Annotated in this window: 20 protein-coding genes; 4 read left to right on the forward strand and 16 right to left on the reverse strand. The window is 71.5% G+C overall.

The features are described 5' to 3' along the window. Nucleotides 1-236 precede the first annotated feature (236 nt). Nucleotides 237-2,390 (reverse strand): MMPL family transporter, encoded by a 2,154-nt coding sequence (locus tag V3N99_09395; GenBank protein ID MEO3936958.1) that lies wholly within the window; start codon nt 2,388-2,390, stop codon nt 237-239. Between the two features lie 271 nt (nt 2,391-2,661). On the opposite strand from V3N99_09395, the gene V3N99_09400 reads away from it, so the two are divergent. Both V3N99_09400 and V3N99_09405 read left to right on the forward strand, forming a co-directional pair. After that, nucleotides 2,662-3,801: a histidine kinase gene (locus V3N99_09400; protein MEO3936959.1), complete on the forward strand. Its 1,140-nt coding sequence runs from the start codon at nt 2,662-2,664 to the stop codon at nt 3,799-3,801. A 2-nt stretch (nt 3,802-3,803) separates the two neighbouring features. After that, nucleotides 3,804-4,478, forward strand: a complete 675-nt coding sequence (locus V3N99_09405; GenBank protein MEO3936960.1) for a response regulator transcription factor — start codon at nt 3,804-3,806, stop codon at nt 4,476-4,478. A 38-nt stretch (nt 4,479-4,516) separates the two neighbouring features. On the opposite strand, the gene V3N99_09410 is transcribed toward V3N99_09405, so the two are convergent. Continuing rightward, nucleotides 4,517-5,032: a hypothetical protein gene (locus V3N99_09410; GenBank protein ID MEO3936961.1), complete on the reverse strand. Its 516-nt coding sequence runs from the start codon at nt 5,030-5,032 to the stop codon at nt 4,517-4,519. A 509-nt stretch (nt 5,033-5,541) separates the two neighbouring features. Here V3N99_09410 and V3N99_09415 point away from each other — a divergent pair. Continuing rightward, a complete protein-coding gene (locus V3N99_09415) occupies nt 5,542-6,267 on the forward strand; it encodes a phosphatase PAP2 family protein (GenBank protein ID MEO3936962.1) in 726 nt (241 codons plus the stop codon). A gap of 6 nt (nt 6,268-6,273) precedes the next feature. Here V3N99_09415 and V3N99_09420 read toward each other — a convergent pair whose 3' ends face one another. The 9 genes from V3N99_09420 to V3N99_09460 form a co-directional block, all read right to left on the reverse strand. Continuing rightward, a complete protein-coding gene (locus V3N99_09420) occupies nt 6,274-7,608 on the reverse strand; it encodes an ATP-binding protein (protein MEO3936963.1) in 1,335 nt (444 codons plus the stop codon). Beyond that, nucleotides 7,605-8,321, reverse strand: a complete 717-nt coding sequence (locus V3N99_09425) for a response regulator transcription factor (protein MEO3936964.1) — start codon at nt 8,319-8,321, stop codon at nt 7,605-7,607. Before V3N99_09425 ends, V3N99_09420 begins: the two co-directional genes overlap by 4 nt. 101 nt (nt 8,322-8,422) lie before the next feature. Next, nucleotides 8,423-9,679, reverse strand: a complete 1,257-nt coding sequence (locus V3N99_09430) for a hypothetical protein (GenBank protein MEO3936965.1) — start codon at nt 9,677-9,679, stop codon at nt 8,423-8,425. A 93-nt stretch (nt 9,680-9,772) separates the two neighbouring features. Beyond that, nucleotides 9,773-10,432 (reverse strand): VTT domain-containing protein, encoded by a 660-nt coding sequence (locus V3N99_09435; protein MEO3936966.1) that lies wholly within the window; start codon nt 10,430-10,432, stop codon nt 9,773-9,775. Nucleotides 10,433-10,471: 39 nt separating this feature from the next. After that, the gene (locus V3N99_09440) at nt 10,472-11,143 is read right to left on the reverse strand and encodes a response regulator transcription factor (GenBank protein MEO3936967.1); all 672 of its coding nucleotides are present in this window, start codon (nt 11,141-11,143) and stop codon (nt 10,472-10,474) included. Nucleotides 11,144-11,306: 163 nt separating this feature from the next. Further along, nucleotides 11,307-13,949: an FtsX-like permease family protein gene (locus V3N99_09445; GenBank protein MEO3936968.1), complete on the reverse strand. Its 2,643-nt coding sequence runs from the start codon at nt 13,947-13,949 to the stop codon at nt 11,307-11,309. Next, nucleotides 13,946-14,740, reverse strand: coding sequence for an ABC transporter ATP-binding protein (locus V3N99_09450; GenBank protein ID MEO3936969.1), 795 nt, complete (start codon nt 14,738-14,740; stop codon nt 13,946-13,948). Before V3N99_09450 ends, V3N99_09445 begins: the two co-directional genes overlap by 4 nt. Continuing rightward, complete coding sequence (locus V3N99_09455) at nt 14,737-15,507, reverse strand: ABC transporter ATP-binding protein (GenBank protein ID MEO3936970.1); 771 nt, start codon at nt 15,505-15,507, stop codon at nt 14,737-14,739. The genes V3N99_09450 and V3N99_09455 overlap by 4 nt, the downstream gene beginning before the upstream one ends. Nucleotides 15,508-15,515: 8 nt before the next feature. Beyond that, a complete protein-coding gene (locus tag V3N99_09460; protein MEO3936971.1) occupies nt 15,516-16,190 on the reverse strand; it encodes a hypothetical protein in 675 nt (224 codons plus the stop codon). Nucleotides 16,191-16,354: 164 nt separating this feature from the next. Here V3N99_09460 and V3N99_09465 point away from each other — a divergent pair, with 164 nt between their 5' ends. Further along, the gene (locus V3N99_09465) at nt 16,355-17,749 is read left to right on the forward strand and encodes a HAMP domain-containing sensor histidine kinase (GenBank protein MEO3936972.1); all 1,395 of its coding nucleotides are present in this window, start codon (nt 16,355-16,357) and stop codon (nt 17,747-17,749) included. A gap of 153 nt (nt 17,750-17,902) precedes the next feature. On the opposite strand, the gene V3N99_09470 is transcribed toward V3N99_09465, so the two are convergent. The 5 genes from V3N99_09470 to V3N99_09490 form a co-directional block, all read right to left on the reverse strand. Further along, entirely contained in the window at nt 17,903-18,274 is a 372-nt protein-coding gene (locus V3N99_09470) for a hypothetical protein (protein ID MEO3936973.1), read from the reverse strand. 98 nt (nt 18,275-18,372) lie between these two features. Continuing rightward, nucleotides 18,373-19,803 carry an ATP-binding protein gene (locus V3N99_09475; protein MEO3936974.1) on the reverse strand — a complete coding sequence of 477 codons (1,431 nt, stop codon included), beginning with the start codon at nt 19,801-19,803 and terminating at the stop codon, nt 18,373-18,375. A gap of 6 nt (nt 19,804-19,809) precedes the next feature. Next, entirely contained in the window at nt 19,810-20,505 is a 696-nt protein-coding gene (locus V3N99_09480; protein ID MEO3936975.1) for a response regulator transcription factor, read from the reverse strand. Nucleotides 20,506-20,511: 6 nt separating this feature from the next. Continuing rightward, the gene (locus tag V3N99_09485) at nt 20,512-21,732 is read right to left on the reverse strand and encodes a hypothetical protein (GenBank protein MEO3936976.1); all 1,221 of its coding nucleotides are present in this window, start codon (nt 21,730-21,732) and stop codon (nt 20,512-20,514) included. Between the two features lie 76 nt (nt 21,733-21,808). Beyond that, nucleotides 21,809-23,260, reverse strand: coding sequence for a HAMP domain-containing sensor histidine kinase (locus V3N99_09490; GenBank protein ID MEO3936977.1), 1,452 nt, complete (start codon nt 23,258-23,260; stop codon nt 21,809-21,811). Nucleotides 23,261-23,303 lie beyond the last annotated feature (43 nt).

Below are 23,303 nucleotides of genomic sequence, written 5' to 3' on the forward strand. Positions count from 1 at the left end.
GAACCCGACCGGGGCCTCGGCGAAGCGGGGCCCATCACCACGGAGACGGCACCACAGACGCTGGCATGGACCACGGAGTGCACGCCGAGGCCGAGGGAAACCCGCACCGGTCTGCAACACGTGTGGTCACTCCGTCCGGCGACGCCCAGGATCTGGGTCGCCAGCAGCGTGCACTGAGTCCTTGATCGTGACGGGGCGACGGGAGACCGGACCAAAGCCCGGCGGTCGGCCACCACCTACCTCGACGCCTTCGAGAGGGCCGGGATGCTCACGGGAGGCAGCCCAGGGGATGGGTCCACCCGCAACGCAGTGGCGGCCCATCGGGGGAGGTACCAGTTCCACCGTCCGAGGAGCGACACGAAGGCGGGGACGAGGATGCTGCGGATGACCAGCGCGTCGTTCAGGATCCCGGCGCCGAGGCCGGTGGCGAGGATCTTGATGTTCACTTCGGGGTTGGAGGCCAGGGACACGAACGCCAGGAACAGGATCAGGGCGGCGCTGGTCACCAGCCGTCCGGTGTGGCCGATACCGGTGACGATGGCTTGCGTGGTGGAGCCGGTCTCGTCGTAGGCCTCCCGCATCCGGGTCAGGATGAAGACTTCGTAGTCCATGGACAGGCCGAACAGGAACGCGAACACCGCGATGGGTACCCAGATGGTCACCGACCCGGTCGCCGGGACACCCCAGAGGGCGTTGCTGCCGTGGCCCTGCTGCCAGACGAAGACCATGATGCCGTAGGCGGTTCCGACCGAGACCAGGTTCAGGAGCACCGCTTTCGCGGCGAGCACGATGGAGCGCAGCGCCCGGGTCAGCAGGGCCAGGGTGATCACGGCGATGATGCTCAGCACGATCCAGAAGTTGCCGTAGACGGCGTGGCCGAAGTCGACGTCCTCGATGCCGGTGCCGCCGACCCCGACGATCCCGCGTTCGTGGGTGGCCAGCGCGGAGACCGCGGCCAGGGCGGCCCGCCCCGCGGGGGTGCTGGTTTCCGCGGCGGGGAACGCATCGACGATGGCGGTGCCAGCAGGGTGGCTCTGTGGGTCGCGCAGCTGGGTGGCCAGCTGGATGCCGGGGATGGCGGCCAGTTCGGTCTGGACGGTGTCGGCGGCGTCGGCGTGGGTGAGCACCTCGATGGGGGTGATCACGCCGCTGGGGACCCCGGCCCGGGCCAGGGTGGCCAAGGTGGCCGGGGCGGGCCCGGTCTGGGCGAGGGAGGAGCTGGCGGGTGAGCCGGTGCGGAGCGCGAAGAACGGGATGATCATGACGACGACGACGACGACACCGACCGCGGCGGCGATGTAGCGGTACCGCACGACCAGTCGCGCCCACCCGGTCCATGCTGGGCTGACCGAGGCGTTCCGGCGCAGCCGGCGACGGTCCAGCTTCGGGCCGATGCTCGACAGCAGGACCGGGAGCAGGGTGACGGCCACCGCGATGGAGGTCAGGGGGATGAAGAAGCCCGCGAAGCCGATACTGCGCAGGTACGGCACCGGCAGCACCGCCAGGGCCAGCAGGGACACCGCCACGGTGATCCCGGACAGGATGACCGCCCGCCCGGCGGTGGCCATGGCGCCGCGGACCGCGGTGTCGTTGTCGGCGCCGGAGTCACCGAGCTCCCGCCAGCGGGAGACGACCAGGAGGGAGTAGTCGATGGCCACGCCCAGCCCGATCAGGCCGATGAGGAACTGCACGACGGCGCTGACGTCGATGACCCGGGTCAGGGCGAGCACGAGCAGGAAGGTGGTGGGGATCGCCGCGGCCGCCATCAGCAGCGGCAGGACCGCCAGGAAGCTGGCGAAGACGAACGCGAGCACCAGCAGCGCCCCGGTGGCGCCGATGATGATCTCGACGAGCAGCCCGGAACCGCTGGTGCCGCTGCCGTTGCTGGTCAGCTCGGTGATGCCGGTGGTGCCGGTCTGCCAGCCGGGTGGGGCCGCCCGGGTGAGGGCGGCAGCGATCCCCGCGGTCGGGTCGGGCAGGTTCGGATCGCCGGCCTGCGGGGTGAAGACGGCCCCGTAGGCGGTGCGGTGATCGGCGGTGGTGAACGACGGGTCGCCGGTGGTGGCCTGGTCGAGGAGACGCAGGTGCCCCCCCGAGGCGGCCGCCGCGAACACCTCGTTGATCCGGCTCTGCACCCCGGGGGTCGTGGTCGTGGTTCCGGCGGGCAGGGTGACCGCGATGATGGAGACCTCCTTGGATCCGCCGCCGTGGTAGAGCTGCTCGATCGTGGCGTTGGTGGTCTCGTACCCGGGCTGGCCGGGCAATGCGAAGCTGGTGGTCAGCCGGCCGGTCGTCGTGCCGATGGTGGCGATGCCGGCGACCGCCAACACCACCCACCCCACCAGGACGAACAGCTTGTGGGTCAGGACCAGATCGGTGAGTCTGCGCATCGGGCTCTCCTTGGGTGGGTCCGGCGCGGTGTGCTCCGGGACGTCACCGAGCCTGCGGGACGCCCGCGTCTGCCGAATCGCCCGGCGGAGGCATCTATCGGTGGCCCGCACCGGTGAGGGCGGCCGTCGGATACCACGATCGCGGTACCCCGAGACGGCGCCGTGGGGTGACGCCGCACCAGGGTCTTCCTCCTACGCTGAACCCATGCACCGACCTCGAGCGCCCAGGAGCAACGGGTCACGCTGGCGAACAGGGTTGACCTCCCCCCGGGTGGTAGACCTGTTGACCGGTGTCACGGTCGGCGCCGGCGTGGTGGTCGCGACCGCGTTGACCGCGGGCGCGGACGTCGTCTCTGCCCCGTTACGGCCCGTGGGCCCGCTGGCCTACCTGCTCGTCGCCGCGTCCGGGCTGGCCCTGGCCTGGCGCAACGCCGCACCCACCACCACCGTGCTGGTGACGGTGGCCCTCGGCGTCGGCTACCAGGGCGCGGGCTTCCCCGGGGGCCCGGCGCCGGTGCCGATCGTGCTGGCCCTGTACTCGATCGCCCACCGGGGTGCCCGGCTGCAGTCACTCGGGCTGGGGCTGCTGGCGATCCTGGCGCTCCTGGGGGCGCGCAGCCTAGCCGTCCCGGGCGGCTTCGCCTCACCGCTGCTGATCGCCTTTCCCATCACCGTGCTCGCTGCGTTGTTCGCCGGACAGCTCGTCGCCGCGCGGCGCGGCCAACGACAACGCACCCTCGAACGCCAGGCGGCCGCCGAGCAGGCCCGCGAGTACGACATCCAGCGCCGGGTGGATGCCGAACGGCTCCGGATCGCGCGCGAGCTGCACGACGTCGTCGCGCACAACATCTCCCTGATCAACGTCCAAGCCACCATGGGTGCCCACGTCATCGCCACCCGACCGGCAGAGGCCACGGAGGCGCTCGTGGCGATCAAGTCGGCCAGCAAGCAAGCGCTGCGGGAGCTGCGCAGCATCCTGCAGGTCCTCCGGCAAGCCGACGAGACCGACCCGACCGCTCCCGCACCCGGCCTGGCCGACCTGGACGCCATGCTGGCCAGCACCGCCCACGCCGGTGTCGACACCGTCTTGACCGTATCCGGCACCCGGCGGACGTTGCCGTCGACAGTGGACGTGGCCGCCTACCGGATCATCCAGGAGTCCCTGACCAACGTGATGCGCTACGCCGGTCCGGCGCCGGTCCAGCTGCAGCTGCACTACGCGGACGCCAACCTCAGCGTCCAGGTCGACAGCGACATCGACACCGGAGTCGACCCGCGGTTCGGCGGGTCCGGTCAGGGCATTGCCGGGATGCGGGAACGAGCCGCCGCGGTCGGTGGCACCCTGCACGCCGCGCCCGACGGTCACGGCCGGTTCCTCGTCCGCGCCGACCTCCCGCTGACGGTGGCCTGACGGTGACGCCGCCCGGGATCCGCGTCCTGCTGGCCGACGACCAGGCGCTGATCCGCGCCGGGTTCCGCTCCATCCTGGAGACCGCCGAGGGCATCGACGTCATCGCCGAAGCCCTCGACGGCGCCGACGCCATCCGCCAAACCCGCACCCACCGGCCCGACATCGTCCTGATGGACATCCGGATGCCGGGCACCGACGGACTGCAAGCCACCCGCACCATCTGCGCCGACCCCACCGCAGCCGGCACCCGGGTCATCATCCTGACCACCTACGAGTCCGACGACTTCGTCTACGAAGCACTCCGGGCCGGAGCCAGCGGATTCCTGGTCAAGGACACCGAACCCGCCGACCTCTTCGCCGCCATCCACATCGTCGCCGCCGGCGAAGCATTGCTCTCCCCCCGAGTCACCCGTCGCCTCATCGCCGACATCGCCGCCCGCCCCGACCGGCCACCCAGCGCCCCACCGTCACTGGCCGCGCTGACCGAACGCGAACGCGAAGTCATGACACTGGTCGCCGCCGGTCTGTCCAACCTCGACATCGCCCAGCAGCTGCACCTCAGCCCCCACACCACCAAAACCCACGTCAACCGGGCCCAAACCAAGCTCCACGCCCGCGACCGAGCCCAACTCGTCGTCCTCGCCTACGAAAGCGGCCTCGTCCAACCCAGCACCTAACCGCGCTCACGCGGCCCCCTCCGGTCAGGAGCTGGCGATCAGAAGGGCCAGCGCTGAGGCAGGCCGGCTTGGATCCGTTGGGCGAGGCCCCACCGGCCCCAGGTCGGCACAATCGTGAGCAGAACCAACGGGAGGAGGTCTTCTGCGGGGTACTGCCAGAGGTAGAGGTTGGTGTGCAGCAGCATGAGGTAGACCGGCCCGATGAGCAGCAGGCCAGCCAGGGCCGCGGCTCTCGGTAGCACCCCCAGCACGAGGCCGAGCCCGACCGCGAGCTCGGCGACGGTCAGGAACCAGCCGAAGAAGCCGAAGTTCGGCAGGACGACGTCGCGGTAGAAGGCACCGAGCGGTGCGATGTACGTCTTGGAGGACGCGTCCTTGGCGATGCTCTCGGCGACGCCTCGGCTGACGAGGTTGAAGGAGAGGAAGCCGAGGTCGTAGGTGGCCTTTCCGATCAGCTTGGCGAGGCCGTTGCTCAGCCACACGAGCCCCGTGAAGATGCGCAGCGCGGTGAAGGCCTTGGCCATCAGCGCCGCTGAGTCCGGCTGCCGGGTCATGGCGGTCCGAGGTTCCACTGTGTTACTGCTCATTGCCAGCCTCCGAGGTGCGGGCCCCACGACGTCACGGCCGAGACGGCCGGGCGATCAGGGGTCCTGCTGGTCCTACGCTAGACGCTGCGGTGGGCCGGGGGGATGACAAGGACCTTACGCACACGGGAAGCTCGGCCGAGCGGCAGAGACTCGCTGCTCACCCGCACGGCCGGGCCGGTCGCGCCGACCGGGTGCCACCAGACTCACCACGCGAGCGGGATCTCCTGCCCTCGCATCGCGACCTCGGGCGAGCGGTAGCCCTCGAGCCGGGGGCGCACCCACTGCCGCAGGCCCTCGAGCTCGAGGATGCGCCGGTGCTCGGGGCCTCGACTACCGACAACCGAAGGCCCGACTCCCGGGAACTACGGGACCTAATGGTCGACGACATCACGGCGTTCAGCGGTCTCTCAGCCGCCTCGTAGCACCATTCACCATCCCCCCCTTTGCACCACGTATCGCTGAGAGGCCTCGAGATCATGACGTCCCCCGCCACCCCCGCCACTGAAGGCACCTCGGATCACTCAGGTCCCGGTATCCTGCGGCCCACCCCGTCGGGCGCGCGGGCGATCGGCATCGCCGTCGTCTTCGCCGCGCTCGTCACGGTGGTCGGCTTCGTCATGAAGGCGCACCCCGTCGACGTCAGCGGCGATGTCGATCTGAACCGACTGAGGACCGGGCTGGTTGGCTCCCTCGCGACCGGCATCTACCACGTGTTCAGTCCCGTGCCTGCGGTGCTCATCACGGTGGTGGTCGCAGGCCTGATCTGGGCGAGGGCAAGAGATCTCCGCACTGCGGCGGCGTTCGCCGGCGTCGTCGCCGGCACCTGGCTCCCCTTGGCGGTGGTCAAGCTGGTCGTGGACCGGCCACGGCCCGAGGTCGCTCTGCTGGCCCATCCCTACACACCGGCGCTGACGGACCCGTCCTATCCCAGCGGGCACACCGCCTTCGTCACCTCGCTGGCCATCGCCCTGGTCATGGTGCTCGGCGGCACCCGCTGGTGGTCCATCGCGACGTCGATCGCCGCTGTGGTCGTGGCGGTGGTCGCCGTGTCCCTGGTCGTCGACGGCGTGCACTTCCCCAGCGACGTGCTCGCCTCCATCGTCTGGGCCCTCGCGGTCGCACCGGCGGTGAGATACCTCTGGGTGGACCTCGTCATGCCCCGACTGCCCCTGTGGGGCACGAGATCGCACCCCGGCGCCTGAGGTAGGTCACCCAGGCGGCCCAGCGCCCTCGAGCGGGATCTCGATCCGAGCTCGGGTGCCGCCGGAGCTGCGTGGAGTGGGCAGCAGCGTGAGCCCGCCGCCGAGGCGGTGCAGCTGGGCGACGACGACCGCGAGTCCCAGGCCGCTGCCGGCGCCGTCCTGGACCGTCTCGCGGAAGAAGGGCTCGAGCACCCGGACCGGGTCGCCGATCCCCGGACCCGCATCGTCGATGGTGATGACGAGGTGCTCATCGGTGCCGGAGGCATCGATCACGACGTGCCCTCCGCGCGGGCTGTATCGGATGGCGTTGTCCAGGAGGTTGCGCAGGATCGAGACCATGGGCGCGACCGCCAGCACCAGGCCGTCGCGCTGTTGTGGGCGCTCCACCAGCTCGACCTCGACGTCAGCGGCGTCCGCGATCGGCAAGAGCTCGCCGACGACGTCGCGCAGGATGGAGTCCAGCGTGGCCACCACCTGCCTGGGCCCGGCGCCGCCCCGGTCGTGGCTCTCGGCCCGCGCTCCCGCGAGCTCGAGCAGCTGGTCAACCACGTGCCGTGAACGGCGCATACCCAGGTCGAGCTCGTGGAGCCGAAGGTGCGCCGTCGGAAGGTCCGAGGCGCGCGCAGCGCGTTCGAGCTGCAGCGACATCGCCGTCAGGGGGGTGCGCAGCTCGTGCGCGGCCTGCGAGATGAACAGACGCTCGTGCTCCGTGGCCGCACGGACGCGGGCGAGCTGGGTGTTCAGGGCCGAGAGGAAGCCCCGCAGCTCCGGTGGGGCGTGCTCGGGGTCCACCGGCCGAAGGTCCGTGCTCGCGCGACGATGGACCTGCTCAGCCAGCCGGTTGACGGGCGTGAGCACCCGACGGACGACGAGCACCATGCTGAGCAGCAGGACGGGGATGAGGATCGCCAGGGGCAGGACCGTGGCGCGCGCCGCGTCCGAGGCGATCTGGTCGCGGACCCCGAGGGGCTGGGAGACGAGCAGGGCCCCACCCCTCACTCGGTGGATGACGACTGCCCGCAGCTGCTGGCTGTTGACGGTCAGGGTCCGCAGTCCTTCCGGGCTGGAAGCGGGCACCCCCGGCTGCGGGAGGGTCGCCAGGTCGATGTCGGCGAACCGGTTGGTCAGGGGCCGCAGGTCTGGTCCCCCGTCGGCCGAGGTCGCCGTCGTGGTCGCGGCAATCGTCGCCACCTGGGTGAGGATGTCGTCCTGCAGGGTCCGCGCCACCTCGAGGGCCTGGCGGTAGGACCACGCCGCCGTGGCCGCGGCGACCGCGAGGGTCACCGCCACGAGGACGATCGAGAGCCGAGCGGTGAGTGAGGTGAAGGGCCGGTGAGTCACGACGACCCACTAGGCTCGCGAGGCACGGCCCAGCCGACTCCACGGACGTTGCGGACCGCGTCGGCGCCGAGCTTGGCCCGCAACCGGTGGATCAGGTACTCGATCGCGTTGCTCTCGACCTCACCTCCCCACCCGTAGACGCGGTGCTCGAGCTGCTCGCGCGACAGGATGGTCCCCGGCCGGGTCAACAACGCTCGGAGGACGGCGAACTCGCGCCGGGACAAGGAGATGGTGGTGCGCCGCGGCTGGTCGGCCGCGCCCGACGCGTCGGTCCAGTCGGTCAGCCAGGCATGGTGACCGGTCACGTCGAGGCTGACCCGCCCGTTCGTCAGGACGGCATGCCCGTGGTCGGCACCGTGTCGTCGCAGGACGGCCCGGATGCGCGCCAGCAGCTCGGCCGAGTCGAAGGGTTTGACGAGGTAGTCGTCCGCCCCGAGGTCGAGGCTCGTGATGCGTGAGGTCACCTCCGACCGGGCGGTGACGACGATGACCGGCGTGTGGTCCCCCCGACGACGCAGCCCCACCAGGAGGTCCGCACCGTCACCCTGCGGGAGCCCGAGGTCGAGCAGGACGACGTCGTACGTGTGGGTGAGCAGGCTCTCGAGACCCGGCTCGACCGCGGTCACCCAGTCGACGGCGTATGCGTCGTCCTCGAGCCGCCCCTTGAGGGCGGCTCCGACCATGGGGTCGTCCTCGACCAGCAGCACTCGCATACCGGACAGTGTCCCCTCTGCTGGCCCGACGCTCTCACGTGCCCTCCCGGCGCCCCTCGGGCCCCCGGAGGGCAGACCTGACGAGACCGCGAGGCGGCTGGTCAGCTCTTGTGCTCGATCGCGGCGAGGACGGTCTGCATGGTGGTGAGGGCGCTCGTGCACGCTGCGGCCGAGGGGGGCGTCGCGCGCAGGCTCGTGAGGACGCCGTCGATGGCCGAGTCCATGGTGTGCCAGTCGCTCGGGGAGGCCGGCTTCATCGCCGCCTCCGAGCTGTCCCAGGCGACCTCGAGGTCCTTGACCCGGGTGGTGCCGCCCGCCAGGTCTCCCTTTTTCACCTGTGCGGCCACGTCGTCCACGATCACGGCCAGCGGCCGGAGGTCACCCAGCGGCGACGTCGCGTCGGTCTCGATCGCGGGGGCGTTGGCCGCACCAGCCGGGCGGGTCGACGCCGCCGGCGCAGAGGTCGCCATGGTCGGGGCGAGGATGGCCGCTGCTGCCACGAGCACCGCCGCGCCCGAGGCGGCCCAGGCGTAGTCGTGGCGCGGGCTGACGGCGGAGACCTGCCCCTTGACGAGGACGCCGTGGCGCGAGACGTTGACCTGCTCGCGGGTCACGAGCGCGACGATGACGGCGAGGAAGATCAGGCTGGTGACGCTGGCGCCGAGGCCGACCCCACCGTACGAGTGGTCCTGGGTCAGGAGGTCGCCGAGCGACGCGCCGAGCGGACGGGTCAGGACGTAGGCGATCCAGAACGCGGGGACCGACGAGAGGATCCCGAACCGGCGGGCGGCCCACACGGCCAGGATCAGGGCCCCGAAGATGAGCACCCCGTTGCGGAAGCCGAGTGACAGGGCTTCGGTGGCGAAGTCGCCCCCGGCGGTGCCGAGCGCGAAGGTCGTCAGGATGGCGCCCCAGTAGAAGCGCTCCCGGGCCGGGGAGTCGATGGCGGTGATGGCCAGCGTCCGCTCCTGGCGCCACCACACGGTGAACACCACGGCGAGGATCCCCGCGAAGACCCCGGTGCTCGCGACCAGCGGCACGCCCAGGATGTCGGTGAAGAAGTCGGTGATCTGGGTCCCGACGATGCTCACGAGCACGACGGTCGACCAGTAGAGCCAGGGAACGAAGCGCCGGGTCCGCAGCTGCGCCACCAGGGTGACGGCGAGGACCGACATCATCACCCCGTCGGTGACGGCCGGCCCGAGGCCCACCTGCACCGACAGGTAGTCGGCGAAGGTCTCCCCGATCGTGGTGGAGAGGATCTTGATGAGCCAGAACGTGGCCGTGATCGTGGGCACCTTGTTGAGGAAGCCCGATGCGGCTGAAGGTCGTTGGGTGGACTGCGCGGTCGAGGACATGATCCGAGTCAACGCGGCGACACTTAGCCCTCCCTGAGGTGACCCCTCAGGTCGATGGCCAGAATCTTTGGGCCGATCGGCTCACCGGGGTCATCAGATGGCGTCGTCGATTGCCCTGCGGTGGCGCCACCACTCGATGGCGACCGGCACCAGCGACAGGACGACGATGACGACGATGGCGACGTCGAGGTTCTTGCCGATCGCGGGGAACGCGGAGCCGAGGAAGTAGCCGAGCAGCGTGACGACGAGCACCCAGAGGACCGCACCCACACCGCTCCACACCAAGAAGTGCCGGCGACGCATCCGGCTGGCGCCAGCGACGAGCGTGATGAAGGTGCGCACGAGCGGCACGAAGCGGCCGATGACCAGGGCCCTGCTGCCGTGCTTGTCGAAGAAGTCGCGCGACTGGTCGAGGTACTGACGTCTGACCAGCCGCCCGTTGCGCTCGTAGAGCGGTGCCCCGACGACGCGGCCGAGCTCGTATCCGGTGACGTTGCCGAGGAAGGCCGCGGCCATGAGCGCGAGAAGGGCGACTCCGAGGGACGGCAGGTTCGGCTTCCCCGAGGCGATGAAGAGGCCGATCGCGAACAGCAGGGAGTCACCGGGCAGGAACGGGAACAGCAGTCCGCACTCGATGAAGACGAACACGAGCGCGAGCGCGAAGAACGCGGCTCCGTACGTCGTGAAGAGGTAGTTAGGGTCCAACCAGCTCGGTCCGAGGGAGGGCGCCATCACGGCGGCGTAGGTCGTCATCACGAGTAAGACCGTAGAAGATCGCCGTTGAGGAGGCTCTCAGGTTTCGTCACCGTGGCGCGGGGGGCTGTCGAGTCGGTAGCCGAACCCCCGCAAGGTGGTGATGGTCGGCATGCCGAGCGACCCGCCCTCGGCGGCGGCGGTCAGCGAAGTGCGCAGGTTGGCGACGGTGACGTCGAGCGTCTTCGTCGACCCGTGCCAGTTCTCGTCCCAGACACGGGCCATCAGGTCGGCGCGGCTGAGAGCGGTGTCCGGCTGCGCCGCGAGAGCGGCGAGCAGGTCGTACTCCTTCGGGCGCAGTGACACCTCGCTGTCCCGGACGTAGCACCGCCGCGAGGCGGGCTCGATCACCAGGTCGCCGAGCGCGAGGGCGGTGTCCTGGCTGCCCGTCGTCGTGACCTGCCGGCGCAGGTGCGCCCGCAGGCGGGCCAGCAGCACGGTGATCGTGAACGGCTTGGTCAGGTAGTCGTCGGCGCCCGCTTCGAGCCCGGAGATGACGTCGATCTCCTCCGTTCGCGCGGTCAGGACGATGATCAGCAGGCCAGGGTGCTCGGCCCTGGCGCGACGCGCGACGTCGACTCCGTCGAGGTCGGGTAGCCCGAGGTCCAGGAGCATCACCTCGCAGGGAGCGGACCGTAGGTGGTCCAGCGCCCGTCTTCCGGTGCGACACCAGGTGGCGTGGTAACGCTGGTTCTCCAGGGCCTGCACCACGTGTCGACCGATGGTGTCGTCGTCCTCTACCACCAGGACCGCGACCCCCGACGGGTCTGACATCGCTGAGGGACCCGCCGACGCCATACCCAGCAGCCTAGGGCCGGGCTCCCTGCCGCCCTTGCCGGGCGGCCCGGCTCCCGTCCCCCTGGCAGGGATCTCCTCAGAGGTCACGCAGCTCCTCGACCGCCGGTCGGGTCGAGGTGCGAGCACCCCATCCGGCGCCCACGCCGAGGGCGAGCACGACGGTGACGACGGTCACCAGGAGATAGGTGACAGGAAGCGCGATGCTCGCAGGCGGTGGGTCGAAGACCCCGGTGAGCACCTTGACCAGCATCAGGGTCAGGCCCCAGGAGATCAGGGCGCCACCGAGGAGGCCGCCGACGGCCACGACGGACGCCTCGGCCATGACGAGCCCCTGCAGCTGCCGTTTCCTGGCCCCGAGGACCGCGATGATCGCCATGGTGCGTCGGCGCTCCGCGAGGCCCAGGGCCAGCACCAGCCCGCCGGCTCCGGCAGCGAGCAGGACGGCGAAGGCCAGCTCGAGCCGGGTCAGGCCCGCGAGGTTGACCGAGGTGAGGCTCGAGCCGACCGCGGCGCGGGTCTGGGTGACGTCGGTGATGGCGGCGCCGGTGCCGAGGCTCGCGCGTAGAGCCGATGCCACCTGGGCCTGTTGGGTCCCCGACGTGTCGACGAGATAGGTGCCGACGGTGGCTGATCCGGTGGCCGTGGCCACGTAGTCGGCGTTGGCGACGAAGAAGCTGTCCTTGGGGGCGGTAGGGAACTCCTTGACGATGCCGGCGTAGTGGAACGGGATCGTCTTCAGCTGATGGGTGGTGCGGTCCTCCAGCCGCAGGTTGAGCAGGTCACCGAGCCCCAGCTGGAAGTCCTTGACCGTCTCGTCGCTGACCAGGATCGAGTCCGGCTTCGCGGCCAGCACGGCCATCAGCTGCTTGGCGGTCCCGCCCTGGAAGTAGGCGTCCTGCAGGGACGTCACCGACGTGATGCTGGCTGGGTGCACCCCGTAGAGGTCCTGCAGGTCGGCGCCGACGTAGGCGAACCGATGCTGCACAGGCTCCACCCCGGTGACACCAGGGGTGCTGCTGATGGTCGCCGCGGCCGATGCGGACAGGGGTGAGCCTGGAGCCGGGGTCACCGCCACGTCAGCGCCGTTCGTCAGCTGCGCGTCGGCCTCCGCCTGCTGCTGGTACGTCGCGTTGAAGGTCGCGGTGGAGGCAGCGAAGGAGATCGCGAGGGCCAGCAGCACCACCGAACGAGCGAGGGGACGACGCTGGCGTGACATGGTCGCTGCGGCGGGCTTGGCCAGACGCCCGGTCAGGGGTGCGACCAGCCGGGCCAGGGGGCGCCGCCCGTGGGTCAGGAACAGGGTGGCCAGTCGCCAGAGGAGCATCGCCCCGCCCAGCCACAGCAGTGCCGGCCCGAGGAAGGCCCAGTACGAGACCGAGATCGTGGCCACTCCCTCGGGGGCGAGGACCAGCGTGTAGTTGTCGCTGCTGGAGACCCAGAAGACCACGAGCGCGGAGGCCAGGACCACGAAGTCCAGGCCGTAGCGCATCCACCAGGGCGAACGGGCCCGGCCCACGCCGTGCCGGGCGCCGTTCACGGTCAGCACGCGCAGGTCACGCGCCGCCGGGGCCAGCACCGTCAGACCGGCGATGAGCGCGCCCGTCAGCACGGCGACGATCGACCAGACCAGCGACAGGCCGACACCGCCGGAGGTGGCGCCGAAAGCCCAACGGGAGGCGACGAGCCCACCCGCCAACCCCAGGACCCCCCCACCGAGGGCGACTACCGCCGCCTCGGCGGCAGCGAGCCTCGCGATGGAACCTGGCGGCAGTCCGCGGGTGCGCAGCAACGCCTGCTCGTCGCGCCGACGCTGGGCGCCGGCGCCGACCAGGGCGGCGGTCAGCATCGCGGCCAGCAGGGCTCCCGGCAGTCCGAGGAAGAGGAACAGCATCTGCGCGTAGGCCGCGTCCTTGCGGGCACCGTCGAGGGCGGCGCCGACGTTGTTGCCGACCACTCCGGCGCCGGCGAGCGTCGCCTCCAGGTTGTGGGCGGCACCGACGACCTCGGTGTAGGCGGTCGCCGGGTCGGTCGGCAACGGCGCAGCGCGCGCGACATGGATCTGCGTGGTCACCGGGGTCCCTGAGGTGCCGATGCGGTCGGCGAAGACGGCCGCGGGCAGGAGCACGACGTTGTCCGGTGGGGCCGACGGCTGGGCCCCGGCGGGCGCTCCGACCTTCTGGAAGAGGGAGTCGGCCTGCGGCAGGTCAACCACCCCGGCGACCGTGACCGTGACCGGCTTCGACGTCCCCAACCCGATGCTGATGGGGTCGCCGGGGCGGATGTGGAGGTTCGAGGCGGTCTGCTGGGCCAGCAGGACCCCCGTCGCGGTGCCGCTGAGCTGCCGGATCTCACCCGGGAACTGGGACCGGTAACCGTCGGGCAGTCCGAGGACCACGGCCGCGCCCGTGGTCTGGGTGGTCCCTCCGGCGGTGGCCTGCAGACCCGTGCTGCGAGCGATGCTCACCGGGAGCGCGACGCGCACGCCGCTGGAGGCCGCGACGGAGCGTCGCACGGCCGCCGGGTCGGCGCCGGTCTGGACCTCGACCTGCCAGTCGACGGCGACCGAGCTCAGTGCGCGCGCGGTCATGGTGGCCTGCGAGGTGGTCAGGAAGGTCCCCAGGGAGGCGATGAGGGCGACCGCCACGGCGATGCCGAAGGACACGGACAGCAGACGTCCCCCGCGGCGACGCAGCAGCCCCGCCACCCAGGTGCCGGTCATGCGCGCACCCCCTCAGTGGTCGTGGCGCGGACGCGGTCCGGGTCCGCTCCGGGTGCCGGGGACGCGGTGTCCTCGACGGTCAGGCGTCCCTCGTGCATGGTCCACCGCTGGGACAGACGGTCGGCCACCTCGATGTCGTGCGTGGAGACCACGAGGGCCGCTCCGATCTCGTTCGCGCTGGCGAGCAGGACGTCGACGAGGTGCTGCCCGCTGGCCCGGTCGAGCTGTCCGGTGGGCTCGTCGGCCAGGATGAGGACCGGCCGTTGGGCCAGCACCCGGGCGACAGCCACTCGTTGCGCCTGCCCGCCCGACAGCTCCTCGGGGAGCTGGTCGGCGAGCTGGGCGACGTCCACCAGCTGCAGGGCGTGCCGGACGCGCTCCTCGGTCTCCGCCTCGGAGACCCCCGCCAGGACCAGGGGGAGAGCGGCGTTCTCGACCACGGTCAAGGCGGGGACGAGGCTGGGGCTCTGGAACACCACCCCGATCTGGTGTCCGCGAGTCTCGGGGTCCGCCGACAGTCCTGGCCAGGTGACCGTCCCGGTGGTGGGACGCTCCAGTCCGGAGAGCATGTGCAGCAGCGTGGACTTGCCGGAGCCGGAGGGTCCGACGATGGCGGTGCGGGACCCGGGGTGCACCTCACAGGTGCTGCCGTGGACGGCGACCACCGCCCGTTCGCCGTGACCGAAGGTGCGGGCCACGTCGACGCACTCGACGACGGGGCCGCGCTGGGACATGGGGTGGGACATGGGGTGGGACATCGGGTGGGGGGTGGGGTGGGTGCTCGCGGTCATGAGGTGACGCTCCCGTCGTGAAGGGTGATGACGCGGTCGGCGATGGCCACCACGCGCGGGCTGTGGGTGACCACGAGCAGTGCCGCGCCTTGGCCAGCTCGCTCCCGCAGGAGGTCGAGGACCTGCTCCTCCGTGTGCCCGTCGAGCTCGCCCGTGGGTTCGTCGGCCAGGACGATGTCCGGGTCGTTGGCCAGTGCCACCGCGAGGCCGGCTCGGGCCAGCTCTCCGCCGGACAGCTCGGACGCGTGTGCGCGGCCACGGCGAGCGAGCCCGACCCGGTCAAGCAGCTCGTCGACCTCGATCCGTCCACCGTCGCGCCCAGCCGTCCGGCCCGTGGCCGGGGGACGTCCTGCCGTGCGCGCGAGGTGGATGTTGGCTCGGACGTCGAGGTGAGGCAGCAGGTTTCGCGCCTGGAGCAGCACGCCGATCCGCTGAGCCCGTAGGCGTGCCCGCTGAGCCTCGGGGCGATGGCTCAGTCGTTCGCCACCCACCCGGACCGTTCCTCCATCGGGCTCATCGAGCCCGGCCAGGCACGCCAGGAGGGTCGACTTGCCGCACCCCGACGGTCCCACCACCGCCACCGTCTCGCCAGCGGCGACGGTCAGGGAGACTCCCCGTAGGGCGAGGGTCTCCTCGTCCCCGGTGCGGAAGAACCGGTAGAGGTGGTCGGCCGTCAACGCGGCCGGATGGGTACGGCCCTGGGGACCGTGGCTGTCCGGCCCGATCGGGTCGGCGGGTCGAGGCGACGTGGTCGCTGAGTCGGTCACGACGCTGGTCACGACCACGTCACGGAGTTGGAGACGATGCGCCAGGGGTCGACGTTGTCGGCGTTCGTGGGGCCCGACAACGTGAGGTCCACCCGGGTCCCCGACCGGAAGAACGAGTAGCGTTCCACGGCGTCGCGCACGACCTTGCCCGTGACGGGGTCCACCGCCGAGTCACGCTGGTACGTCAGCAGCGTCCCGGTCCCCGCCGTGCGGGACACGGTGACGACCTTGGGCGCAGCGAACTGGGGCACGCTGCCCTGCAGCCGGGGCACGTCCACCGCCATGACCGACGCCACCGTGGGAGCCGTGGCCACCGTCGAGGTCTGGACCTCGATTCGGTTGAGCTTGTCGGTGAACACGGTGCCCGTCGAGGTGGTGGACCGGGCCCAGCCCTCTGGCACCTTGACGCTGACCGCGCCGCCCGGGGGCGTGAACGGGACGTAGGCCTGGTTGTCGGGGATGTCGCCGGGCGGGTTGCTCTCGGTCGCCGCGGGACTCGGCTGGTGCGGGGCCGAGGACGACGGCGGCTGCGCTGTCCCCGGGCCGCCTGACACCGCGCTCGACGTGCCCGACTGGGGGGAGACCAGGACCGGAGACGACACCGGGGTGGAGCTGCCGCACGCGGTGAGGAGGACCACCCCCGTCCCCGCTGCTCCCAGAAGGAGAGTCCTCGTGACGTTCATCGTGGGTCTTCTTTCCTCGGTACCGGCTGGGGTCAGATCAGTGATCTCCACGCTAGGAAGGGGGCGGTTAGAGGAGAGGGCCACGTGGGTTAGAGGACGGTAAAACTTTCCGGGGAATTCGTTCGGCGGCCTCGCACCGGTGGTTGGGCAGCGATGATGACGGGATGCGTCGCCAAGTCCTGCACGTCGCCGTCATGGCCGTCACGGTCGCTCTGGTCCTCTTCGGCCTCCCCTTGGCGGTCGTGGCCCGGGCCATGATCGTGACGGAGGAGCGGGGGGAGCTGGAGCGGGCCGCGTTGCTCGCCTCGCGCCAGATCGGGCCGGACTTCCGCGCAGGTGACCCGATCGAGCTCCCTCCCGTCGAGAGCGACAAGAAGGTCGCTATCTACGACATCGGCTTCACCCTGCGCTCGGCGGCGGGCACCGGTCCTGCCGTGGCCGACGCCGTGACTCGAGTGGCCGCTGCAGGGAGCCAGGCCGACGGCGAGGTCGACGGTGAGCTCGTGGTCGCCGTGCCCGTCACCGTCGCCGAGAACGTGGTGGCGGTCGTGCGGGTGGCGACACCCCAACGTCTCATCTGGGGGTGGGTCCTGCTGGCGTGGACCGTGCTGGCCCTCACCGCCGCGCTGGCCCTCACGGTCGCCGTCCTCGTCGCCCGACGCCAGGCCCGCCTGCTCAGTGCGCCGTTGGAGGCGCTGGCAGCAGCAGCGACCCGTGTCGGCGCGGGAGACCTGCAGATCCGGACGCCGCCGACGGGGGTGCCCGAGCTGGTGCGCCTGGCTCAGACGCAGAACGACATGCTCGGGCGGCTCTCGGACCTCATCGGCCGAGAACGGCGCTTCACCGCCGACGTCTCTCATCAGCTGCGCACCCCCCTGACGGGCCTGACCCTCGGACTGCAGAACGCCCTCCGGTCCACCGAGACCAACCCCGACGCGGTGCTTCGGCCAGCTCTGGTGGACGCGGCAGACCACGTACGCGCCCTCGAGCGGACCATCGAAGACATCCTGACTCTGGCTCGCTCGCAGACCGAAGCGCACACTGTGCCCCAGACACGCATGGTGACCGAGGTCGTCGACGACCTCGAGCGCAGCTGGCACGGGTCGCTGGCCGCAGCGGGACGACCCTTCGTCGTCCGCCTCACCGACATCGACCCCGCGACCACCGTGCCCATCTTCCCCGTCACCGAGGTCCTGACGATCCTGCTGGACAACGCCACCCGGCACGGGAGAGGAGGGGTCGAGGTGTGCTTCCGGGACCTCACGACCGTGGTCGCGGTCGACGTCACGGACGAGGGCGAGGTGACGATGCCCCCCGCGGAGATGTTTCGGCGGGGAACCTCGGGCAGTAGCGGCTCCGGCATCGGCCTGGCCCTTGGTCGCTCCATCGCCGAGGCCAGCGGCGGCCGGCTCACGCTGGCCAGCGCGGATCCCACCCGCTTCACCCTCCTCCTGCCCGTGACCCAGCCCGTCACCCTGCCCGCTGCCGCGTCCCCGCCCGCCGAACCCCAGCAACCGGTGCCGTCACCGACCGACCGGACTCCCGGCGCCCGCAGCTGAGCGCCGAACCCCACGCGGGCACGGCAACCTCGACCGGTCGGGGGACGGAACGGGTGCACGGACAGTGCCACACCCCGCTGATAGGGCGGGGTGTGGCATCCGGACCCTCAGTCCGAGGTCACGACGTCACGAGCTGACCTCGTGACCCTTCGGTCACTGCTCGTTGGCACCACCCTCGTGCTGGACGTCACCAGCCGGGTCCGCGTGTCCGCCGGGACCGTCGCTGGCCGCGGCGCTCTCCGGCGTCTCGGTGGTGCCCTCCGGAACCTCCCCCTTGGCGGAGCCCGCGGGGTCGGCCGTGTCTGCGGCTCCGGCCTTGTCGGGGGTGCTCTGGTCCCCCTGCTGCAGGGTGTCGGTGTCGGGCGAGGTGGACTCGGCCGCCGGCGAGGTGGCTGCGGTCGAGACCGAGGTGGTGCTCGACGGGGTGGCGGCGTTGGCCGAGCTGGTGAGCCACACCCCTCCGAGGGCCGTGATGGCGAGGGTGGCGCTGGCCGCCGAGGCGGCGATCTTCGTACGACGGTTCATGGGTGGGCCTCCTGGCCGTGGTGCTGGGTTGATCGGACTCCTTCACTCTGCTCCGTGGTCGATGTGACAGGCGTGTACGACGAATGTGACTGACCCTGCTACGCGTCCACCGTTTCGGTGGGCGGTCGGGGAAGCCGGACCTGGACGTGGGCGCCACCCGACGCACCGTTGGTGGCGCTGACCGTCCCCCCGTGGTGGTGCACCAGCGCGGCGACGATCGAGAGACCGATACCGACGCCGCCCTGCCCGACAGACCGGGAGGGGTCGGCGCGGCGGAACCGCTCGAACGCATACGGTAGGAACGCCTCGGGGAAGCCGGGACCCTCGTCCGTCACATCCAGAACCGCCATCGGCGGCCCGTCGCTCGTCGAGAGCCGCAGGGACACCCGGGACGCACCATGCGCATGGTGCAGCGCGTTCTCGACGAGGTTGATGACGATGCGGAGCACCTCGTCCCCGTCGGCCACGATGGTCATTCCGCGGTCGTCCTCTCGGTCGTCTCGGGCGTCTACCTGGACCTCGATGCTGGCCGTCGACCCTCCCGCGAGGCCCTGACGACGGCGGACCTGCTCGACCCCCTCGAGGACGAGGAGGTCCAGCCGCACCGGCTTCTCCCGCGCGGGCGCGCGCGCGTCCTCGGCCGTCGCCAGAAGCAACAGGTCATCGGTCAGACGGGTCAGGCGGTCGATGTCGTCGAGGGCGTCGCGCACAGCGAAGTCGACCTCGTGACGGCTGCGATGAGGTCGGACCGCTAGCTCGAGCTCGGCTCGCAGCAGGGCCAACGGGGTACGCAGCTCGTGCCCGGCGTCCGCGACCAGGTCCCGTTGCTGGGCGACGGCCGTCTGGAGGCGCTGGAGCAGGGCGTTCATCGTCGCCCCCAGGAGAGCGACCTCGTCGCGGGTGGCCGGCACCGTCAACCGGGCACCCACGTCTCCGGCGGTGATCGCGTCCGCCTGCCTGCGCATCCGGGTCACGGGCCGCAAGGTGGCCCCGGCCAGCAGCCACGCCCCCAGCGCACAGGCCAGCACGACCAGCGGACCCGCCACGAGCAACAGCGTGCGGGCCTGCGTCAGCGCCGCCTCGCTCAGGTCGCGTGTGGTGCCGACCACCAGGACCTGAGCCGGCACCCCGGCGCCAGGCACGGCGACCGCCAGCAACCGCACGCTGTCACCGGCTGCCGTCGAGGTGACGCTCACGGGGTTGCGCTGGGCCGCGGCCACCTGCCGCGGCGTCAGGAGCGGCGCACCGGTGGCTCCCTCGCTGGAGTCCACGACCGAACCCGAGGGGCTGAGCAGCTGGGCGAGGGCCTCGTGAGGCGGGAGCAGACCCGCCGCCCCCGCATCCTGGAAACCGGCCCCCGAGGACGACACGAGCTGCGAGGACAGCGCGTCCGCGCGCGCCCGCAGCGCGGTGTCGACCGCGTTGTCGAGGCCGTCACGCAGCTGGTGCAGGAAGACGACCCCGCCCACGGTGAGCAGGAGCGCGGCGGCGGCGCCGACGAGGAGGGACAGGCGGACCCGCAACGGCACGGCCGGTCACCCGGCTCGGGTGGGCGCGGTGCGGGTTGCCCTCAGCCGGTAGCCCGCACCGCGCACCGTCTCGAGGTCGGACCGGTGGAAGGGGCGGTCGATCTTGCGCCGCAGGTAGGCCACGTACTGGTCGACGACGTTCGAGACCCCGTCGAACGCGAGGTCCCAGCCGTGCTCGAGGATCGCCGTCCGCGAGAGCACCTCGCCGGGGTGGGAGAGGAACAGCCGCAGCAGAGCGAACTCCTTTGCGGTCAGTGTCAGCTCGGTCTCCCCGCGCCAGGCCCGGTGGGTGGCGGGGTCGAGTCGCAGGTCCCCGACCTGCAGTACGGATGGGCGCACGGGCGAACCACGCCGAATGAGGGCGCGCAGGCGAGCCGCGAGCTCGACGAAGCTGAACGGCTTCTCCATGTAGTCGTCGGCGCCCACGTCCAGACCGGTCACCCGGTCGGCCACCCCCTTGCGGGCCGTCAGCATCAGCACCGGCGCCCAGCAGCCGTCTGCACGGAGCCGTCGGCAGACCTCGAAGCCGTCGAGCTCGGGCAACATCACGTCGAGGACCACCGCGTCGTAGGTGAACTCCGTGGCCTGCCAGACGGCGTCGACGCCGTCCACAGCGACGTCGACGCTGTACCCCTCCTCGACCAGACCACGCTGGAGCAGCGCGGCCATCCGCGGGTGGTCCTCCACGACGAGGACACGCATCCGGGGCTAGCCCCTTCCGACCGGAGTCAACGAGGACGTCGACGGCCGTGGTGTCGACCGGTCGTCATCGCGGCGCGACGTCACCATCACCATCGCCAGAGCGGTCATGAGGTAGGCCGCGCGGAGGTGTCCGGCGGCGGCCGGGAGCCCCGCCGCGTTCAGCACGGTGACGGCAACCAGCCAGGCGGCCACGCCGACGGTGTAGCGCGGCACCAGTCGGTGACCGCTCCCTCCCAGGTCGAGCACCAGGGCCGCCACCAGCAGGCCCGTCGTGTAGTACGGGTAGGTCCCGGGGTCCAGGAGCATCCGGGTGGCCAGGACGACGAAGGGGACGGCAAACAGGCGCCCCCGCCTCACCACCCACGCTCCCACCGAGACGGACAGCAGCAGCTGGAGGGGGCGGTCCCACCCCGGTGTGGTGCCCGCGGAGACTCCCAGGGCCCGCAGGGCCGAGTCGGGAGCCACCGCGATCGCGAACGAGCCGAGGTGCAGGGTGGACGGGTCCCCGAGGACGAAGACCGCCCACGGAGCCACGACCAGGACGGCGAAGAGCACGAGGTGGCGGGCCGCGCGGGGCCCGGCCAAGAGGATGACGGCGACGGGTGCGGCCCAAGGCTTGAACCCCACGGCCAACGCCAGCACCACCACGGCCAGCCCCGGGCGGGAGCGGGTCATGGCCAGCATGGCGCCGACCGTGGCGGCCAGGGCCAAGGCGTCGTCCAGGTGCCCGTAGTGCACCGCCAGCACCGTCCACGCCGGGGCCAGGAGGGCACCCACGACCAGCAGCCGCGTCGCGCGCTCCGTCCCGGACCCGACCGGGCGCAGCGCCAGGGCCATGACGAGCACGAGCGCGCCGACCACCAGCATCACGGCACTGGCCACCGCTGTGGCGGCGCCACCGCCCGACGAGACGATGCCGAAGGCGGCGACCAGCGACAGCGGGCCCATCTGGAGCTCGGGGTGCGCGGCGAAGACGTGCACCCCCTGTGGCGACCCCAGGACCTGGGCCCCCGTGACGAAGTAGTGCCAGGAGTACATCCCGTGCCACACGGCCGCCGCGGCCCAGATCACGGTCCAGACGACCAGGACGAGGCTGACCGCTCGCACCCGTCGGTCCCGCCACACCGGGAGCAGCGGGGACGCGGGCTCTGTCCACGGCGTGGCGGTGCGGTGCAAGGTGAGGGTGATGGTGGCCTCCGGGGTCGTCTGGCCTGCTGACGACCCCACTGTGGCTGGGCCATTCTGAGCCTGTCCTGAGGACCCTGCGTCGACGTAGGTGCCCGCACGCTTCCCGGGGCCAGTCTCAGCTGTCGCGCAAAGCCGGGGGCGACGACTGCGACACCAGCAGCGGCAGGTCGACGACGAACCTCGCCCCGCCCCGCGGTGAGGTCTCGACCGAGACTGTCCCGTCGTGGGCCCGCACGATCTCCCGGACGATGGCGAGTCCCAGTCCCGATCCGCCCGAGCCCCTGTCCCGGCTGGGGTCCAGCCGGACGAAGCGCTCGAAGGCTCGCTCCCGGTCGCCGGGAGAGATGCCAGGGCCGTCGTCGTCGACGAGCAGGAGGGCACGACCCTGGTGAGCCTGCAGAGTGACCGAGACCGTCGACTCGGCGTATCGGGCGGCGTTGTCCAGCAGGTTGCGCACCACCTGACCGAGGCGCCCGGAGTCGCCGGCGACGCGCGCAGCATCCAGACGGGCCTCCACCTGCTGGCGGCCCACGCCCCGGAGTCGGCGGACCTCGCCGGCGACGAGGTCGTCGAGGTCGACCTCGTCGCGCACCACCGCCAGGGCGTCGTCGTCGGCGCGGGAGAGCAGCAGCAGGTCGTCCACCAGGGAGGACAGCCGCTGGGCCTCGCTGCCGACGACCGGGCGCAGCTCCTGCCACCCCGATTCCTCGTCGGGGCCGAGCAGCTCGACGACCCCGAGCAGCGTGGCGATCGGCGAGCGCAGCTCGTGGCTGGCGTCGGCGACGAACTGTCGCTGGGCCTTCTGCGAGCGCTGCAGCCGCTCGAGCATCCGGTTCATCGTCGTGGCGAGATCCGCCACCTCGTCCCCGGTCGCCGGCACCGGAACACGTTCGTGCAGCTGCGACGCTCCGATCCGGTCGACCCGGGCGCGCAGGTCGTCGACCGACCCCAGGGCCCGACCCACGCGCCACCAGACCGTCCAGGCCGCCAGCGCGACGAGGAACGGCGCGACCAGCGCTAGCAACAGGGCGGCCGTCGTCACCGCATCCTGCTGGTCGTCCTGGGGGGCCGCGACCGCGAGCACGGAGGACTGGGCCCCGACCTGGACGGACCGTGCGGCGATGAGGGGCTGGCGCAGGCGGCCCGGCAGCGGGACGATCGACCGGCCCTGGATGTGGACAGCCCCGTCGAGGGCACGGACGGCACCGGGGTCGAGCAGCGTGGACACCCCCAAATCGCTCGGGTCTCCGCCGACGTCCGAGCCGTACACCGTTGCACCGGAAGCGTCGAGGACGACGACTTCCAGCGCCGAGCGGCCCCTCGAGCTCTCCACGCTCATCAGCTGCGTGAGGCCGCCCTGGGTCAGGAGCCGGGTGTCCTCGTCGAGCCGCCCCCGGACCGTGTCCTCCAAGGACGAGACGATCAGTCCCTGCAGGACGAGCACGACGACGAGCCCCCCGAGGGCCAGGCCGAGACCGACGACCACCGCGGCTGAGGCCGCCGCCTGACTGCGAATCGAGCGCAGACGGTGGATCGCACGACGCGGCAGTCCGCTGAGGGCCCTCACCACCCCAGCGTGGCACGAGCCGCCCGAGAGCGACCTGAGAAGC

The organism is Dermatophilaceae bacterium Soc4.6, assembly GCA_039889245.1.
GTDB lineage: Bacteria > Actinomycetota > Actinomycetes > Actinomycetales > Dermatophilaceae > Lapillicoccus.